Below are 18,552 nucleotides of genomic sequence, written 5' to 3'. Positions count from 1 at the left end.
ACTCGCAGGTGACAGCGAGTCGCTGCTTCAAGGGTGAGCACACTGGGCCGCTGTCTTCAGCCCGATATCGTTGCGCAGCTGATGAAACGCCGGACCAGCAGCCGGCGCTTCAGTCAATCGCGCTTTGAGCCCTGCATCGCTTAACGCCTGGTAGAAGCGCTCCTGCAGGACAAAGGGGGCGACCTGGTCGTTACGATTGCCTATCACGATCAACGGTCGGTCAGGCACCCGGGCGATACCGTCAACGTGCTGCAAGGGCTCATAAGGATGCTGCAGGCCGTTGGTGTCGCGCCCATCGCGGGCAGGCAGTCCTTTGCTGCGACGAATCATTTGCGCCCGTTCGAGCACGGCGAATACCCCAGAAGTCATGACCGCGCATTTGACATCCTCACGCCCCAGTGTCATCAAAGCCGCCACCACCGTCGCCCCGCCGCTGTGCCCGAGCAGCACAAAACGACCGATGGAATAACGCTGGCGCAATTGGTCGAGCGCCGCGTCCAGCGCCTGAAACTCGCTGACCTGGCGGCGCTGCCCATGATTGCCACTCGAACCATAGGTTCCCGGACGCGCGACAATCACCACCGGCACTCCGGCACGTTGGCTCAGGGCTGCCGCTTGCTTGTCCTTGGCCCGCAGGGTATTGCCGGCAATGTCTTCCGGTGCACGGTGCATTTCGATATTACGGTCACCGTGAAACATCACGATCACCACCGGCGCCCCCTCAAGCGGCGCAGCACTGAAGTAACGAATGCAGGCCTGGCCGCTGGCAAACTTGACCCACAGGGCCGAGTCCGGATCGACGCAACTGGCCTGGTCTGCCGGGGTATTCCACAGCAACGGCAGATCATCCATACCCCTGGCCAACAGAGGCGCGCTGACCACCAGGGCCAGGCACGACAGCCACCGCGCGACGCTCGATACGAACATGCGGTTATCCCCCACTAGCGTTCGCGCAAGGCTTCACGAGCCCGGTTCATGGGTTTGATCAGATAATCGAGCACGGTCTTCTGGCCGGTCTTGATATCTGCTGTCGCGATCATCCCCGGCACGATAGGAAACGCTTTGCCGACCTTGTTGTGCAGTTCATTGTCATTGGTGCGAATGAACACGCGGTAGTAGAACACCTCCGGTTTGACTTCGTCCTGAATGGTATCGGGGGAGATCGTCACCACCTTACCGTCCATGCTGCCGTAGATGGCGTAATCGTAGGCAGTGATCTTGACCTTGGCGTCCTGGCTGGGGTGGATGAAAGCAATGTCGCGAGGTGAAATGCGCACCTCGATCAGCAACTGGTCGTCCATCGGCACGATCTGCATCAAGCGGCCATTGGGGGGAATGATCCCGCCGATGGTGGTGACCTCGATGTCCTTGACGATCCCCCGCACCGGCGAGCGCAATGTCAGGCGCGAGACTGAGTCGGAACGGCCCTTGAGCACCGACGACAGGGTTTGCACATCGGAGTTGGCCTTGGCCAATTCTTCGCCGGCACGCACCATGTACTCGGAGCGGGACTGGGTGAGTTTCAGTTCAAGTTCGGACTTTTGCCGTTTCAAGCGTAGTACTTCGACATTGCTCGCAGCACCGACACGGGCCAGGTTTTCGGTGATTTCCAGCTCGCTGCGCACCAGCGCCAGGGAAGTCCTGACCCCCGCTTGAGACTCTTCCAGCCCCTTGCGCCGAGTCTGGTACAGATCGCTCTCAGCTGCGATCAACTCCGGATAAGCCTTGAGTTCCTCGGGAAATGTCAGCTTGGTACCGTTCACTTCCGCCTGCAACCGGGCAACGCTGGCCAGGGCCGCGCGGTACTTGGCCGCACTCTCGCCGAAGGTGGACTCGGTCTTGGTCGGATCAAGCTTGGCGAGCACTTCACCTTGCTCGACGATATCCCCTTCGGCAACGTTGAGCTCGGCGATGATGCCGCCCTCCAGCGACTGAATGACCTGCTCGCGCGAGCTCGGGATGACCTTGCCGGTGCCGGTCGACACTTCGTCTATTTCAAACAGGTAGGCCCATACCCCAAACGTCAGCAGCATCAATGCTACATACCAGACGATACGCGTCGAGCGCACCACGGTAGCGTCATCGAGGCTGTCGTCGCGGGACAGGTCGGCGTCTTGAGAGGATCCGAGCAGAGGCATCTGGGCCTGCTCCAGGTTCCATCTCGAAGCACAATTTTCATTGGCCATCAGAGCTATCCTTTTGCGCAGTCAATTGCATGGGCAGCCGGCTCACTGCGCCTGGTTCCTGGGTTTGGAAAGGCGGGCAATGGCGTTGTCCTTCGTGTCATCAATCACTACCGAACCGTTGTCGACGACGATGATGCGATCCACCAGGCTGAGCACACTCATCCGGTGTGTGGCGATGATCAAGGTGCGCTGCGCCCCCCATTGAGCAAGGCTCTGAATCAGCTTGCGCTCACTGGCATCGTCCAGCGCGGCGGTAGGTTCGTCCAACAACACAATCTGTGGCTGACGAATGATCAACCGTGACAGCAACAGCGACTGGCGCTGGCCACCAGAGAGGCCAAGCCCGCCCTCCAGAATCATGTGGTCCATACCCATCGGGAATCTGCTGATGAACTCCAGGGCCCCCGTCAGCGCCAGGGCTTCGAGAATCTCCTGGTCGCTGGCGTGGGGCGTGCCCATCATCAGGTTCTCCCGCAGAGTGCCGTGGAACAGCCGAGCGTTCTGGGTCAGCAGACCCACATCGCGGCGCACATCGGCCGGGTCGATATGACTTAAACCGACGCCATCCAGCGTCAGCGAGCCCGAACTGAGGTCGATCATGCCGGCCATCGCCTGCAACAAAGTCGACTTGCCCGCGCCGTTACGCCCAAGCACCGCGATGCGCTCACCCGGGGCAATCCTCAAGTCCTTGACCATCAAGGCCGGAATGGGCGCATCTTCGCTGTACTTGAACTCCGCCTGATTGAACTCATAGTTGCCGCGGATCACGGGAAGGTGCACACGTTCGCTGCCATCGGCCTGGTCGACCGGCATCTGCATGATTCGGTGCAGGCCCTGCAGGGCGACTTTGGCCTGTTGCCAGCGCGTCAGCACGACGGTGATCTGCGACATCGGCGCCACCATGCGCGAAGCCAGGATCGATGCGGCTACCAGGCTACCGGTGGTCATGTCTCCTCCCATCACCATCGGCGCACCGAACACCACTACTACCGCAAATACCCCCCCCTGCACGCTCTGCCCCCAGGTCACCAACCCGTTGGTGAGCGTCCGCGAGCGCAAGCTGGCCTCGGCGGCGGTCGCGTTGTAGTGGTTCCATTGCTGCTGGAAACGCTGCTCGGCCTGGAGCATCTTGATGTCTTCCAGGCCTTGCACGGTCTCCACCAGCATGGCGCTACGCAGTGAACTTTCGCGCATAGACTGGTTGGCCAACCTGGCCAGTTTGCGCTGCGACAACAGCCCCGGAATCACCAGAAAGATCACCGCACCCAGCGGCACGGCTACCAGCGGCCCGGCAATAAACCAGTAGATCGCCACGAACATCAGGAAAAACGGCAAGTCGGCCAAGGCGCTGGCAGTGCTTGAGGTAATCAGTTCGCGAAGCTGTTCAAGCTCGCGCAACTGCGAGATAAACGATCCGGTAGATTTCGGCCGAGCGCTATTGCGCAAGCGAATGGCATGGCCGAAGACCAGGTCCGACACCCGCATGTCCGCGCGCTTGCCCAGCAGATCGGTGATTCGCACACGCGTGACCCGCAAGAGGAAGTCGAAAGACAGCGCCAGTATCACCCCGCCGAACAGCACATACAGGGTCGGCATCGACTCGGCCGGAATCACACGGTCATACACCTGCATCGAGAACAGCACCCCGGCCAAGCCGAGCACGTTCGCCGCCAGCGACGCCAACATGACATGAGCGTACGGGCGCAAGTCGCGCAATATGATGTTCCTGAACCAGCTTTTCTCGTAGGGCTTGATGTAGTCGTCGACCCGGGAATCCTTGGCCGCTTGCACCGGCCGCAGAATCAGTACCTTGCGTACAGAGGTGACCAGATCCGCACGGCTGATGCGGCTTTGCAGGCCCTGGTCACCGCTGTAGACAATCCCCAGCTCGTCGTCGCTGAGGGTCTGCAGCACCCCGATTTGACCATCATCGAACTGCAGCACCAGCGGCAGGCGCCGCTGCGCCAACAACGAGGGGGTGAAATTGACGATTTTCAGGCTCAGTCCGGCTTGGCGAGCCATCTGGCGCAGCACCTCGTCGACACTTGCACCTTTGCTCCACTGGCCGGCGATGCGCACATTCTGCGCCGAGCAATCCAGGCGATGGTGCCGGGCAACGGCCAGTATCGCTTCTAGCCAGCCTTCGTAACTGGGCGCGCTTACCGCCTCCAAGGTCTGGGGTTCAGTGGCGCTCGGGGTATCAAGGTTCACAGCGTCGTTCATGGTTGAATCTCCACACCTTGGATCGTACTGCTCTCCAGATTGAAGGCCGTGCGCAAGGCGCTGCTGTTATAGAGGCAATCGATTTCCAAGCGATGCAGATCGGAGGTGGTGTTGGCCCGATCCATGGCAGCCTGGTGGATTTCCTGCTCGGCGTTCAACAGATCAAGCAGCGGCCGCGTGCCCAGCTCGAGGTATTGCTGGCGATACAAATCGCGGGTTTCAGAAATGCTGCGTTCGCGAAAGTCCAGGGTCGACAGGCGCTGCTCGAGGCTGGAGGTTTGGTCCCGGGCCTCAAGCAAGCCCTGGCGCACCGCCAGTCGCGCGGCATCGTTGGCCGCCTCGGCAGCGCGCAACGCTTGAGCGGCCGCCGATTTACGGGCATTGATAGCGCCCCCCTGGTACAAGGGCACTTCCACGTTGATGAAGATCCCATAGCGAGTACGGTCACGCCCGCCAGCGGTACCATTCTCATCGTTGTTGTCCAGGTACTGAGTGACAGAAGGGTCCAACGACACAGTCGGCATCCCCTCGGCCCGCGCCCGAGCGACTTGCGCCAGCGCATCGACCTGCTGGGCCTGGGCGATCAACAGCGAAGGCGTCAGCACTTCGTCAGCATTGATGCCTTGGCAGGACTGCCGTAGTGCGGCAGGCATCTCGGCGGTGACATTGACCGGCGCTTGTGCACCGAGCAGGTTGCCCAGCGCCGTCCGCCAGCGGTTGTAGAGCGCGGTGTATTGCAGTTCCGTTGCAACGGCTGCCTCAACCCGCGAGCGCGCCTGGATCATGTCGGAACGGGTGCTGGCCCCCATATCGCTGCGCTGTTGCGCCAGCTCAGAGATGGCCGTAAGCCCCTTGACCTGCGCGCGAGAAATGTCGAGCAACGCCTGATAACGCTGCAGTTCGATCACGGCAAAAGCGGTATCGCGTGCCACCTGATCGATGGCCAACAGGACCGCAGCCTGCTGGCCATTGACCCGGGCCACGGCGCTATCCACGGCACTGTCCACCTTGCCGAAGTCATACAGCATCTGCGAGAGCGACAGGGAGAAGGTCTGGCTTTGACCATTACCGGTCAGGCCACTGTCATAGCCGCTGTTGAAACCACCGCGAATCTGCGGGTAATAGCCTGCACGGGCCACGGTGACATTGTCGTGTTGCTGGTAAAGCTGACCGATCGACTCTGCAATGGCGGGATGCCAAGCAACGGCCAATTGAATGGCGCGAGGCAGATCGAGGTTGTCGGGGACTACGTTCCTGGGGGCAGCCAACTGGCCGGCACCGAACGAGTCACTCGGTAAATTCTTGCCCACATCTTTTGGGCTGATGGTGTTGATACTTTCAGGTTCGTAGTCACGTGTCAGTGCTACGGCCCGTTCTATCTTCAATGGCTGTAAGGCGACGACCAACAACGCCACAAACAGGAACTCGAACCGATCCTTGGGTTTCAAGTAATGCTCCATATCATCTTGTGATGAAAAAGATTGGCGCTTACTTGCCATGCAGCTCTTTCAGTTTCAGGAACATACACGGCACTGCTCAAATTCACTGTGTAACGCCAAAGCGGCGAAAAGCGCGCCGCCCGGCAGTTACAGTTGATGAGTGAAGTGATGAGAAGAGAACGCCAGGCCTTACGGCCTGACGCTCCCCGCCACAACATGGTTAGACCACGTTGATACCGCTCTGCACCCAAAGTTGATGGGTCTCATCTTCCTGGTTGACGTACACCACGTACTCCTGTCCGTTCTCTAGTTGAGTAGAAACCACCGACCAGTCACCAGTCAGATGGACGCTGTCTTGCTCGTCACCCTGGATAAACAATCTATCCGTCTCGGGCGCCGTCACTGCCACCAGATCTTCCAGACTCACGGTCAGTTCGACTGCACTGAAGTCGTTCAGGTCGATGCTCTCGATATCGCTGACATTACCGACCAGCAAGCTCAAGTTGATCGTCGCATCGTCGCCCTCCCACACCAACGTGTCAGGGCCACCCTCGCCATCCACCGCTACAAACCCGGTGTCATGGCTCGCGGTCTGATCAGCACCTTCGGCACCTTCGTTGACCGTTGCATGTGACGAGTCGTCCACGAACGAGGCTGCTGCGAAGCCTGGGGCTTCGGTGGCAGGATCACCCGGGTTGTCATCGTCCCAGACAAGATCAAGGTCCGGCGAGTCAAGGCGTACGTACAAGGTTGCGGTGTCCTCCTGGCCACCTGGTGTGGTGAGTTTGTAGGTGAAGCTGTCCACTTTGCCGAGGTCAGCCACTGGCAGACCTGGGGTCGGCGTGTAGCTGTAGTCACCGTTCGCATACAACGTCAGCGTGCCGTATTCACCCTGCACCACTGCTCCGGTTTGACCCGGTATGACGTAGACCCCATCGACCAACACACTCAGCACCGTCAACGTCGAGCCGAGGCTGTCTGCTGGCGAGTTAGCGCCCTCCGCCAGGACATTGCCCGTTGCGGCGACCGCGTCACCCGTAACGAACTCCGTCGCATGGGTGGTCGTCAGCGTTTGGCTAACGGTAACCGTACCGGCCAGCGATACAGCTCCCGTCGACCCGCTCACCCGGTACGTACCAGCCTCCAGTCCCGTGAAGGTGAAGGGGGAGCTTGTCGTGGTCTGCCCCGTGGAAACCCAGCTGACCCCGTTGAACACCTCCAAGGTGAGCGTGGTTGTCGGGAACAGTCCAACTCCAGAGAACTGGACACTGACGGCAAGGTCTGCCGTTGTGTCTGGCTCCACTACGAACTCTGCCCCGGTGCCTGAGCCGGTACCGATGAGGAGCGGCGTCGAGTACTGCAATGCCGTCAGGCTTTCAGTCTCTACCAGGTTGTCGCGGTCGATCATGGCCGTTCCGATATCATCGGTGGCAATCACTTCCAGGACACCCTCCTCCGATGGATCGTCAGGGCTCCAGATAACCGTCGAGTCGGTGCTGTCGATGCGCACGTACAGAGTGGCCGAAGCCGTTCCGCCCGCCGCTGTCCCCAGTTGATACTCGAAGGCATCTACCTTGCCGATGTTCGCCACATCGCCATTTGGCGTGTAGGTGTAATCGCCATTGGCAAAGATCGTCAGGTCACCGTACAGCCCGTGTACAACGGTACCGACTGCAGGATCGTCACCGATTTCCACACCGTTGACTGTCTCAACCACCGCATCACCTGCGGTACCTGGGGAGTCCGGCACGCCTTCGAAGCCGTCATCGGTAATGACATTCCCGCTGACCTCACCTCCTGTTGCAATGAAGTCGACCAGGCTTGCGTTATCAACGCTCAGTTGCGCCGTAACGCTAGCGCCAACTGCCACCACCGCTGGGTCCATGGTGAGCGTGAAGCGATACTCACCTGCCGCTAGACCTTCGATTGTCGCGCTGGTATTACCCGAACCGAACAGCCCAAGCAGATCGAGCAAGCCACCGCCTATGCTGCCCTGATTAACCGGGATCCAGCCGCCAGCACCGTCGCTGACCTCAAGGGTCGCAGTGAACCCGCTACCCAACACGGAGACCAGGTCACCCGCACCGAAAGACAGATTCAAGGTGCCGGTACTTTCATCCGTCACAGTGAACTGCTGCGACAACTCAGGCACACCGATCTGAATTCCACCAACCCCCAGCAACGTGAACACGTTCATGCTGTTGAGCGCGGTGTTGGTTGTAACCGGAGTTACAGTCAGTTCAGCTGTCGCGAGGTCGTCGAAGGCTTCTAGGTCGGAGTCTGCGTCGGCGTCGGCATCGGCATCCGCATCCGCATCCGCATCAGCGTCGGCGTCCGCATCGGCATCGGCATCGGCGTCCGCATCCGCATCGGCGTCGGCGTCCGCATCGGCATCCGCGTCGGCATCAGCATCCGCATCCGCGTCGGCATCCGCGTCGGCATCGGCGTCCGCATCCGCATCGGCATCCGCGTCGGCATCGGCATCGGCGTCCGCATCGGCGTCAGCGTCGGCGTCGGCGTCGGCGTCGGCGTCCGCATCAGCATCCGCATCAGCATCCGCATCCGCATCCGCATCAGCATCAGCATCAGCATCAGCATCAGCATCAGCATCAGCATCAGCATCAGCATCAGCGTCCGCATCAGCATCAGCGTCGGCGTCCGCATCGGCGTCGGCATCCGCATCGGCATCCGCGTCCGCATCAGCATCCGCATCCGCATCCGCATCCGCATCCGCATCAGCATCAGCATCAGCATCAGCATCAGCATCAGCATCAGCATCAGCATCAGCATCAGCATCAGCATCGGCGTCGGCGTCGGCGTCAGCATCGGCATCCGCATCCGCGTCGGCGTCCGCATCAGCGTCGGCGTCAGCATCCGCATCCGCATCGGCGTCCGCATCAGCGTCAGCGTCGGCGTCGGCGTCGGCGTCCGCATCGGCATCCGCATCCGCATCCGCATCCGCATCCGCGTCGGCATCGGCGTCGGCGTCGGCGTCGGCGTCCGCATCAGCATCCGCGTCCGCATCGGCGTCGGCGTCGGCGTCGGCATCAGCGTCGGCGTCCGCATCAGCATCCGCGTCCGCATCGGCATCGGCGTCCGCATCAGCATCAGCATCAGCATCAGCATCAGCATCAGCGTCGGCGTCGGCGTCGGCGTCGGCGTCCGCATCGGCATCGGCATCGGCATCCGCATCCGCATCCGCGTCGGCATCGGCGTCGGCGTCGGCGTCCGCATCAGCATCCGCGTCCGCATCGGCGTCGGCGTCGGCGTCGGCGTCGGCGTCGGCATCAGCGTCGGCGTCGGCGTCGGCGTCGGCGTCCGCATCAGCATCCGCGTCCGCATCAGCATCAGCATCAGCATCAGCGTCGGCATCGGCATCGGCATCGGCATCGGCATCGGCATCGGCATCAGCGTCGGCGTCCGCATCGGCGTCGGCATCCGCGTCGGCATCCGCGTCGGCGTCGGCGTCGGCGTCGGCATCAGCGTCGGCATCCGCATCGGCATCGGCATCGGCGTCGGCATCCGCATCCGCGTCGGCATCCGCGTCGGCGTCGGCGTCGGCATCAGCGTCGGCATCGGCATCCGCATCAGCGTCGGCATCGGCATCCGCATCGGCGTCGGCATCCGCGTCGGCATCCGCATCGGCGTCCGCATCGGCATCGGCATCGGCATCGGCATCGGCATCGGCGTCAGCATCAGCATCGGCGTCGGCGTCCGCATCAGCATCAGCATCCGCATCAGCATCAGCATCAGCATCAGCATCAGCATCAGCATCAGCGTCGGCATCGGCATCGGCATCGGCATCGGCATCAGCGTCGGCGTCCGCATCGGCGTCGGCATCCGCGTCGGCATCCGCGTCGGCATCCGCGTCGGCGTCGGCGTCGGCATCAGCGTCGGCATCCGCATCGGCATCGGCATCGGCATCGGCGTCGGCATCCGCATCCGCGTCGGCGTCGGCATCAGCGTCGGCATCCGCATCGGCATCGGCATCGGCATCCGCATCGGCATCGGCATCGGCATCCGCATCAGCGTCGGCATCGGCATCCGCATCGGCGTCGGCATCCGCGTCGGCATCCGCATCGGCGTCCGCATCGGCATCGGCATCGGCATCGGCATCGGCGTCAGCATCGGCATCCGCATCCGCATCCGCGTCGGCATCAGCATCCGCATCCGCATCCGCATCCGCATCAGCATCAGCATCAGCATCAGCATCAGCATCAGCATCGGCGTCGGCGTCCGCATCGGCATCGGCGTCCGCATCGGCATCCGCATCCGCATCCGCGTCGGCGTCGGCGTCGGCGTCGGCGTCGGCGTCGGCGTCGGCATCAGCATCAGCATCCGCATCGGCATCGGCATCGGCATCGGCATCGGCGTCAGCATCAGCATCGGCGTCGGCGTCGGCGTCCGCATCGGCGTCGGCATCGGCATCCGCGTCGGCGTCGGCGTCGGCGTCCGCATCGGCATCCGCATCCGCGTCGGCGTCGGCGTCGGCGTCGGCGTCGGCGTCCGCATCAGCATCCGCGTCCGCATCGGCGTCCGCATCAGCGTCGGCGTCCGCATCAGCATCCGCGTCCGCATCGGCGTCGGCATCGGCATCGGCGTCCGCATCAGCATCAGCATCAGCATCAGCATCAGCATCAGCATCAGCGTCGGCGTCCGCATCGGCATCGGCATCGGCATCGGCATCGGCATCAGCGTCGGCGTCCGCATCGGCGTCGGCATCCGCGTCGGCATCCGCGTCGGCGTCGGCGTCGGCATCAGCGTCGGCATCCGCATCGGCATCGGCATCGGCATCCGCATCGGCATCGGCATCCGCATCAGCGTCGGCATCGGCATCGGCGTCGGCGTCGGCATCCGCGTCGGCATCGGCATCCGCATCGGCGTCCGCATCGGCATCGGCATCGGCGTCGGCATCCGCATCGGCGTCGGCATCCGCGTCGGCATCCGCATCGGCATCGGCATCCGCATCGGCGTCGGCGTCGGCATCCGCATCGGCATCCGCATCCGCGTCGGCATCGGCATCCGCGTCGGCATCCGCGTCGGCGTCGGCGTCGGCGTCGGCATCAGCGTCGGCATCCGCATCGGCATCCGCGTCGGCGTCCGCATCGGCATCGGCATCGGCATCGGCATCGGCATCGGCATCGGCATCCGCATCAGCATCCGCGTCGGCATCGGCATCGGCATCGGCATCGGCATCGGCATCCGCATCAGCATCCGCGTCGGCATCGGCATCCGCGTCGGCGTCGGCATCCGCGTCGGCGTCCGTATCATCAATATCCGGTGCAGTTACTTCGGACGGGCCTGAAACATTTCCTGCAGCATCGGTCAACGTAACCGTGAGGGTTTCTCCGTTGACCTGTGGGGGAGTCACCACAATGTTGAAGGTGCCATCAGCGCCGACGGTACCGGTACCGATCACCTCGCCATTGGCATCCTTGATAGTGACTGTGGAGTTGGGCTCGCCTTTGCCACTGACAGTGGTGCCATCGTCACTAACGACTAGATCTGTCGGCGCATCAGGGGCTGTGGTGTCGCCTGCGGTGATCGAGGTGGGAGGGGATACCTTGCCCTCAGAGTCTGTGAGCGTGACCTCAACTGTTTCGCCGTTGGTTTGCGGGGTATTCAGGTTGACCTGGAAGTTGCCATCCGAACCCACGACCCCTGTGCCGATGACTTGCCCATTCGCGTCCTTGACCGTCACGGTCGTACCCGGCTGGCCCTTGCCACTCAGCACCGTACCGGCGTCATTGAAGGCAAGGTCGGTGGGAGCATCTGGAGCGGGCGAACCGCCGTCACCACCTCCGCCGCCACCACTGCTGCCATTACTACCGACGAAGAACATCGAGGCGAGGCCGCCAACACCCAGCAGACTCAACCCCCAGGTCACCCAGTCCGGCGTTGCGCCGGCCACCAGGTCATCCAGGGTGCCGATCTCGCTAAAGGTGAAACCGGAGTACGGCGAAGAGTAGCTTCCCAGGAGCAAGGTCCCATCGGCCTCTTCCAATACCAACTGGTTGGCTTCGCCATCGCTGCCAACCACAAAGAAGTTCTGGACCGTGACCGTGCCACCCGACTTGAGCGTGATGACCAAGTCCCTGCCCGACTGCTGCATCGACTGGATGCTACTCGGGCTAATGGGCACTTTTACAATACTGGTTCCGTTCAGGGCGACGTTACCGAACGCTTGCTCGGTCGCCGCCCCCGTCGCCTTATCGACAACTACAATATTTTCCATTGCACACCTGTCTTTGCTTCAGCTAGTCAGTCCCATAACAAAGCGACCCGAACGCGTGCGCAACCGCTTGAATAGCGGCTGAACGTTCGAATTAGCGAAAGTTATATAAAAAGGGTTAATCCGGAAGTAGTGCTTAGCCCACACCCGAGCGCTCACTGGGCGCAAGGTATCTCACTTGGCCAGCAAGAGGGGGGTTTGGATTACACAGGGGAACTACAACAGCATGTTGTATGGGGGTTAGGCGGTAGAACAAGCATTGGCAGAGGGACCTGATCACCTTGAAGACTCCCTGTCTGTTACCCGTCATCGGGGTTCGCGTCCTTTCGCCAAGCGTCCCTAGCACGCTTGTAAAAGGTGCAAGAAGTAAGCGTGAACCCATCGTGGCTGAACTTCTCAAGCACACTAAATAACGGGCCGCTTGCAGGGATACTAGCAATCAAAAAACCGGCGTCAAAGAAAAAGTTCAATTCACAAATACCCACATAAAAACAACGTAAAAGTCGATTAAACATTGATGAGAAAACAATTAACACCAAGCATTACTGGATGATAATTTCATTATCATAAAATACTACTCAAGTAGACCTAAGCGCATATTTGATAGCCAAGGCATGCCAAAACCATGAGTGTGCTACCTCTAAATCCGACTTCTCAGCTGAGCGGTACATCCAAGGCCATCCAGGATGTGAAGTAAGCACAGGTGCCCACGATCAGCACGACGAGCGTCGCGCGCTGGCCGGCCACCTCGGGCACAGCTCTGCCACGCTCACTCAAGGCCTGGCGCAGGGCCAGCGATACGGCATCGATTGGTAATGAAATCGTGGTGGCTCTCGAACAATCGGCCGGGTATAACGGCGAACCGAGCCAGCCTTATCATGGTCTTAGCATCAGGTGCAGGTGTCCTGCCTGCCCCGTAGTGGTTATCCATCCGGAGATTTACATGCGAATCCATTCCCGCGTCATTGGTGGCGCCCTGATCGCCACCCTGCTGACCCAGCTGACGGCCTGTGGCACGCTGTTCTACCCTGACCGGCGCGGCCAGATCGAAGGCAAGATCGACCCTGTGATCGCTGCCATGGATGCCATCGGCATCCTCTTCTATGTCATCCCAGGCCTGATCGCCTTCGGCATCGACTTCGCCACCGGCGCCATCTACTACCCTGGCGGCAAGACCGCACAGGTCGCCCCGGAAACGCTCAAACAGGCCATCACGGCCGACGGCAGGGTCGACAATGCCAAGCTGCAGGCTATTCTCGAAAGCGAACTGGGCCAGCGCCTGCCGCTGAACGACCCGCGCCTGATCCAGCACCGCGGCAGCGTCGAGCAACTGGCCGCCTACGGCCTGGTACCGGCTGCCTGACCCGCAAGGACACCCACACCCGCATGACCCCAACAGCGGAACAGCAACGCCTGCTACGCCTGGCCACCCGAGCTTCGCTCGCGGTGGCCAGCATCCTGGTGCTGAGCAAAGCCATCGGCTGGTGGCTCAGCGGCTCGGTCAGCCTGCTGGCCGGCCTCACCGACTCGGCCCTGGACGCCGTGGCCTCCTTTCTCAACCTGCTCGCCGTTCACTATGCCTTGCGCCCAGCTGACGATGATCACCGCTTTGGCCATGGCAAGGCCGAAGCCCTCGCGGGCATGGCCCAGGCGTTGTTCATCGGCGTCAGTGCGATCCTGATCGGGGTGCAGGCCATCGAACGCCTGCAGTCGCCACAACCGCTGGGGGATACCAGCGCCGGTATTGCGGTGATGCTACTGTCGCTGGTGCTGACCTTGGCTTTGCTGGCCTTCCAGCGCAAGGTCATCCGTGCAACCGGCTCCACGGCGGTACGCGCCGACTCCCTGCACTACCGCTCCGACCTGCTGCTCAACGGCAGCATCCTCCTGGCCCTGCTGCTGGCACGCCTGGGTTGGCCCCAGATGGATGCGCTGTTCGGCCTGGGCATTGCCCTTTACATCTTCTGGAGCGCCCTGCAGATCGCCCGGGAAAGCACAGCGATCCTGATGGACAAGGAACTACCCGCCGACATCGGCGAGCGGATGCTGGAGTTGGTCTGCGCGATACCAGGCGTGAAAGGCGCACATGACCTGCGGACCCGGGTCTCGGGCAGCCACTGGTTCGTCCAGGTGCATCTGGAACTGCCCGGCGAGCTGCCGCTGCATGAGGCCCATGAGCTGTGTGTGCAGGCCTCGGCGGCGATACGCCAGCGCTATCCGCGTGCTGATGTGATGGTGCATGCCGATCCGGTGTGAAACGGGCCACCGCGACCGAGGGCAAAGCCCTCGCCTTGCCAAAGGCAGGGCCTGGGGAGATCAATTAACGCTGTACCCCCGCCCACTCAAGCACGCACCCAACGCCCGCCGATAGGTATCGGCCACGTTGGCCGGTGGCGCATGACTGGCCGCCGCCGGGTCGAAACCGGACTGCTCGACCGCCCAGCGATGGCACTGGTAGCGGTCCTGCTCCTGCTGTTGCGGCGCCTGGCCATAGGTGGGGTAGACGATCACGTCGTAGCCACTGCCAGGTTGCGGCCCCGGCGCGGCTGTCGGCGGGTTGACCACCACGTATTCGCGGCTGTCGGCCAGATACCGGTAATAGGTGTCGGCCACCAGGAAGAACAACGCGCCGCCAAACCAAACCTCGCGGGCATAGGCCGGCAGATAGCTGACCCGCACGCCGTAAGGCGGCCTGACCACCACATAGCGCGGCCCCTGCGGCCGGTACCAGTAGCCACCCGAGTAGTAATAGTCGTGCCCCCGGTACGGCACCTTCCAGTAGCGCTCGGGAAAGCGGTCGATCATGTGCCCAGGGCGGTACCGTGGACCCGCCCCCCAACCATCGCCATGGCCGCCCGGCCGACCCGGCCAGTCATTGCCCAGCCTCTGCCCAGGACCTCCGGCCTGCCAGTGCCGATCATCGCCGGGGCGCCGTGGGATATCCTGGTAGTCACCATGGCGTGGCGGCTGGGTCTGGTGCGCCTCGTTGCGCGAGTTCAACGGTGAGCTGCCCATGCCGCCATTGGGATCCTGCTGGCCATGACCGCCATGTCCCTCGCCCGGCCCCTGGGCCAACGCGCCCAGGCTGGCACTCAAGCCAAACAAACCAACACCTGCCCACTGCCAGATGCGTGATCTCATACTGCCCTCTCGGCGGAAACTGGACTGAACGACAGCCAGTCTACCTTCCCCCGCTAGCCGCCAAAATGAAACTCCAGACATGAAAAAAGGGAGGCCCATGGGCCTCCCTTCGAGAATTGTTGTCCGTGCTCGGCGCTTGTGACACCGGCTCACCTCACGCCGCCTTCTGGACGGTGTGTAGCCCGGGGGCCTGGCCGATCCTGTTGGATGGCTGGCCGCAACCGCCCTGATTGGGCCGGTCGCCGTGGACTGATGTCCGGGCAGTGATTCTGTTGATAAAGATAGAGGATCGAGTGCGGCAGAGGATTGCGAAGATTGCTCAGATAAATAGCACTTGCGCAATTTTTAACCCTGGAATGATAATTTGCCGCAATCTGAACAGAAAAGGCACTTTCCATGAGCAAGCTTGACCGCTATGACCTCAGCATCCTTGCCGAATTGCAGCGCGATGCGCGCATCTCCAACCAAGAGCTGGCCGAACGCATCGGCCTGTCGCCCTCCCCTTGCTCACGGCGGGTCAAACAGTTGGAGGATGACGGCTACATCGCCCGCCAAGTAGCGCTGCTGGACCGCAAGAAGCTCGGCCTGAGCCTGACCGCCTATGTGCTGATCGGCATGGACCGCCACACCCCGGAACGTTTCGAGACCTTTGAGGCGGCTATCCGCAACCTGCCCCAGGTGCTCGAATGCAGCCTGGTCACCGGGATGGATGCCGACTACCAGCTCAAGGTGGTGGTACCGGACATGGACCACTACCAGAGGTTGCTTCTAGGCAGCCTGACGCGTATCGAAGGGGTCACCAGCGTGCGCTCCAGCTTCGTGCTCAACCAGGTCCTGGCCAGTACTGAGCTGCCGTTGACCCACCTGCGTTAGGCAGGCACGGTCAGCCGGCGTATAATCCGGCGCTTCAGCCTGCCTGGAGAATATCGATGGATCCTGCAGTATTCGAAGAGTGGATGATGATCATCCTGGTCACTATCCTGATCGGCTTCATGGGCTTCATCGTCTGGGACCTGGCGAAGAAGTCCAAAGCAGGCCGGTTTGGCACCCTCATTCTGTTCTTCGTGCTGGGCCTTGGTGTGCTCGCCTTCATTATCAAGAGCGTGGTGGTCGGTTTCATCGAAGGCGTTTGAGCCTCGAACTCAATAGTCAAGGGATGCAGGGAGGGGCGCTAACGCCTACCCAGCGTCGCCGGCACCTCCCGCCAACTCCCCTGCTCCAGCCCGTCCAGGCTCCAGTCGCCGATCCGCACACGCACCAGCCGCAGGGTCGGCAAGCCGACGGCGGCCGTCATGCGCCGCACCTGACGGTTGCGCCCCTCCCGGATCACCAGTTCCAGCCAACTGGTGGGCACGCTCTTGCGAAAACGCACCGGCGGATTGCGCGGCCACAGCTCCGGCTCCTCCAGACGCCGCGCCTCAGCTGGCAAGGTCGGCCCGTCATTGAGCTCGACGCCGTCGCGCAGGCGTTGCAACTGCTCGTCGCTCGGCTCCCCTTCCACCTGCACCCAATACGTCTTGGCCAACTTGTGCCGCGGATCGGCGATGCGCGCCTGCAGGCGACCGTCGTTGGTCAGCAGCAACAACCCTTCACTGTCACGGTCCAGGCGGCCGGCCGGGTAGATGCCGGGAATGTCGATGTAGTCCTTGAGGGTCGCGCGCCCTTCCCCGTCGCTGAATTGGGTCAGGACATCGAACGGCTTGTTGAACAGGATCAGGCGAGGCTCGGCCGGCGGCGCCTTGGGTTGGCGACGCGGGCCGGCAGGCCGCGCAGCAGGACGGCGCGGCTTGGAACGGGGTGGCAAGGACATGGGGCCTCAGCGGAACGGCGGCTCATCGAAGCTGCGCAGTTTACGCGAGTGCAGCGAGTTGAGCTCGGTGCGCAGCAGGTCCAGGGCGGCGATACCGATCTTCAGGTGCTGGCTCACAGCGCGATTGTAGAAGGCGTTGGCCGCGCCGGGCAGCTTGATCTCGCTGTGCAGGGGCTTGTCCGAGACACACAACAAGGTGCCGTAGGGCACCCGCAGCCGGTAGCCTTGAGCGGCGATGGTGCCGCTTTCCATGTCCACCGCCACGGCCCGCGATAGGTTGATCAACGGCCGTTCCTGGGCCCAGCGCAGCTCCCAGTTACGGTCGTCGTAGGTCAGCACTGTACCGGTGCGCAGGCGTTTCTTCAGCTCGTCACCACGCTCGCCGGTGACCTGCGCCGCCGCCTCCTGCAGGGCCATTTGCACCTCGGCCAGGGCCGGGATCGGGATGTTCGGCGGCACCACCCGGTCAAGAATACCGTCACGGCGCATGTAGGCGTGGGCTAGCACATAATCGCCGATGGTCTGCGACTGCCGCAGGCCGCCGCAGTGGCCGATCATCAGCCAGCAGTGCGGACGCAGCACGGCCAGGTGGTCGGTGATGTTCTTGGCGTTAGATGGACCGACACCGATATTGACCAGGGTGATGCCATCGCCATCGGCGGCAATCAGGTGATAGGCCGGCATCTGGTAACGGTGCCAGACCACCCCAGCGACCAGCGCCTGGGCCTCGCCGTTGTCCATGCTCTTATCGATGATGACATTGCCCGGCAGGACCATCTGCACAAAACGTGGGTCCTCCCGCAGTTGCTCCAGGCCGTGGGCGATGAACTGGTCGACGTAGCGGTGGTAGTTGGTCAGCAGGATCCAGGGCTGCACATGGCGCCAGTCGCTGCCCGTGTAGTGCACCAGGCGACGTAGGGAGAAGTCGACCCTCGCCGCGTCGAACAGCGCCAGTGGCAGGGTCTCGGCATTACCCCAGTCATACAGCCCGTCGGCGATGCCATCGGTGGCCGCCGACAGGTCGGTGCTGGGGAAGACCCGTGCCAGCGCCGCAGCAGTGATGCCCGTACCGGCCAGCTCGTCGCCCTGCTCGACTACATAGGGATAGGGGATGTTCTGTTCGCTGACACCCACTTCCACAGTGACGGTGAAATCGCTCATCAGCGGCCGCAACTGCTCTAGCAGATAGCCACGGAAGGCCGCTGGTTGGGTTACGGTGACGCTGTAGGTGCCGGCCACCTGGACTTTGGCATAGGCCCGGGTCGTGGCTGGGACTTCACCCTGGCAGTAATAGGTCAGACGCAGGGCCGGGTAACGGAACAGCGCACGCTCGTCGGCATCCGGCTCAGTACGGTCCTTGAGGTAGCGTTTGAGGGCCTGGCTCAGGGCCTCGGTGGCCTGTTCATGCAAGGCCGCCAGACGATCGACGGCCTGCTCGGCGGTATCTACAACTACAAAAGCTTGGCTCACACTGTGCTTCCTGTCTGGACATGCATGCCGTCCATCTTGCCTGCATTCGCC

Annotated in this window: 12 protein-coding genes; 4 read left to right on the top strand and 8 right to left on the bottom strand. The window is 62.3% G+C overall.

The window, feature by feature from the left end; genetic code table 11:
- Positions 1-27: 27 nt before the first annotated feature.
- The 5 genes from ACYU03_RS03595 to ACYU03_RS03575 all read right to left on the bottom strand — a co-directional run bounded on the left by ACYU03_RS03595 (position 28) and on the right by ACYU03_RS03575 (position 12,083).
- Positions 28-852, bottom strand: coding sequence for an alpha/beta hydrolase family protein (locus ACYU03_RS03595; protein WP_461891373.1), 825 nt, complete (start codon positions 850-852; stop codon positions 28-30).
- 89 nt (positions 853-941) lie between these two features.
- Positions 942-2,138, bottom strand: a complete 1,197-nt coding sequence (locus tag ACYU03_RS03590; protein WP_461891371.1) for an HlyD family type I secretion periplasmic adaptor subunit — start codon at positions 2,136-2,138, stop codon at positions 942-944.
- A gap of 90 nt (positions 2,139-2,228) precedes the next feature.
- Complete coding sequence (locus ACYU03_RS03585) at positions 2,229-4,409, bottom strand: type I secretion system permease/ATPase (protein ID WP_461888140.1); 2,181 nt, start codon at positions 4,407-4,409, stop codon at positions 2,229-2,231.
- Positions 4,406-5,824: a TolC family outer membrane protein gene (locus ACYU03_RS03580; RefSeq protein WP_461891369.1), complete on the bottom strand. Its 1,419-nt coding sequence runs from the start codon at positions 5,822-5,824 to the stop codon at positions 4,406-4,408. Before ACYU03_RS03580 ends, ACYU03_RS03585 begins: the two co-directional genes overlap by 4 nt.
- 244 nt (positions 5,825-6,068) lie before the next feature.
- A complete protein-coding gene (locus ACYU03_RS03575) occupies positions 6,069-12,083 on the bottom strand; it encodes a BapA/Bap/LapF family large adhesin (protein WP_461888139.1) in 6,015 nt (2,004 codons plus the stop codon).
- A 940-nt stretch (positions 12,084-13,023) separates the two neighbouring features.
- Between ACYU03_RS03575 and ACYU03_RS03570 the strand changes: the two genes are divergently transcribed.
- Positions 13,024-13,443, top strand: coding sequence for a polyribonucleotide nucleotidyltransferase (locus ACYU03_RS03570; protein WP_461888138.1), 420 nt, complete (start codon positions 13,024-13,026; stop codon positions 13,441-13,443).
- 23 nt (positions 13,444-13,466) lie between these two features.
- Entirely contained in the window at positions 13,467-14,336 is an 870-nt protein-coding gene (locus ACYU03_RS03565; RefSeq protein WP_461888137.1) for a cation diffusion facilitator family transporter, read from the top strand.
- 60 nt (positions 14,337-14,396) lie between these two features.
- Here the strand turns inward: ACYU03_RS03565 and ACYU03_RS03560 are convergent, their stop codons facing one another.
- Positions 14,397-15,221 (bottom strand): DUF6515 family protein, encoded by an 825-nt coding sequence (locus tag ACYU03_RS03560; RefSeq protein ID WP_461888136.1) that lies wholly within the window; start codon positions 15,219-15,221, stop codon positions 14,397-14,399.
- 396 nt (positions 15,222-15,617) lie between these two features.
- Between ACYU03_RS03560 and ACYU03_RS03555 the strand changes: the two genes are divergently transcribed.
- A complete protein-coding gene (locus tag ACYU03_RS03555; protein WP_461888135.1) occupies positions 15,618-16,094 on the top strand; it encodes an Lrp/AsnC family transcriptional regulator in 477 nt (158 codons plus the stop codon).
- 56 nt (positions 16,095-16,150) lie between these two features.
- Positions 16,151-16,354, top strand: a complete 204-nt coding sequence (locus ACYU03_RS03550) for a DUF2788 domain-containing protein (protein ID WP_461888134.1) — start codon at positions 16,151-16,153, stop codon at positions 16,352-16,354.
- A gap of 38 nt (positions 16,355-16,392) precedes the next feature.
- On the opposite strand, the gene ACYU03_RS03545 is transcribed toward ACYU03_RS03550, so the two are convergent.
- Entirely contained in the window at positions 16,393-17,031 is a 639-nt protein-coding gene (locus ACYU03_RS03545; protein ID WP_461888133.1) for a pseudouridine synthase, read from the bottom strand.
- Between the two features lie 6 nt (positions 17,032-17,037).
- Complete coding sequence (gene amn / locus ACYU03_RS03540) at positions 17,038-18,501, bottom strand: AMP nucleosidase (RefSeq protein WP_461888132.1); 1,464 nt, start codon at positions 18,499-18,501, stop codon at positions 17,038-17,040.
- Between the last annotated feature and the right edge of the window lie 51 nt (positions 18,502-18,552).

The sequence above is a fragment of the Pseudomonas sp. X10 genome (assembly GCF_054889225.1).
Note: the sequence above shows the minus strand (reverse complement) of the source record. Positions and strands in the feature narration are given on the sequence as shown.

Coding starts and splice junctions, on each gene's coding strand:
- ACYU03_RS03595 (WP_461891373.1), bottom strand. CDS start 852: ATGGATGATCTGCCGTTGCTGTGGAATACCCCGGCAGACCAGGCCAGT.
- ACYU03_RS03590 (WP_461891371.1), bottom strand. CDS start 2,138: ATGCCTCTGCTCGGATCCTCTCAAGACGCCGACCTGTCCCGCGACGAC.
- ACYU03_RS03585 (WP_461888140.1), bottom strand. CDS start 4,409: ATGAACGACGCTGTGAACCTTGATACCCCGAGCGCCACTGAACCCCAG.
- ACYU03_RS03575 (WP_461888139.1), bottom strand. CDS start 12,083: ATGGAAAATATTGTAGTTGTCGATAAGGCGACGGGGGCGGCGACCGAG.
- ACYU03_RS03570 (WP_461888138.1), top strand. CDS start 13,024: ATGCGAATCCATTCCCGCGTCATTGGTGGCGCCCTGATCGCCACCCTG.
- ACYU03_RS03565 (WP_461888137.1), top strand. CDS start 13,467: ATGACCCCAACAGCGGAACAGCAACGCCTGCTACGCCTGGCCACCCGA.
- ACYU03_RS03560 (WP_461888136.1), bottom strand. CDS start 15,221: ATGAGATCACGCATCTGGCAGTGGGCAGGTGTTGGTTTGTTTGGCTTG.
- ACYU03_RS03555 (WP_461888135.1), top strand. CDS start 15,618: ATGAGCAAGCTTGACCGCTATGACCTCAGCATCCTTGCCGAATTGCAG.
- ACYU03_RS03550 (WP_461888134.1), top strand. CDS start 16,151: ATGGATCCTGCAGTATTCGAAGAGTGGATGATGATCATCCTGGTCACT.
- ACYU03_RS03545 (WP_461888133.1), bottom strand. CDS start 17,031: ATGTCCTTGCCACCCCGTTCCAAGCCGCGCCGTCCTGCTGCGCGGCCT.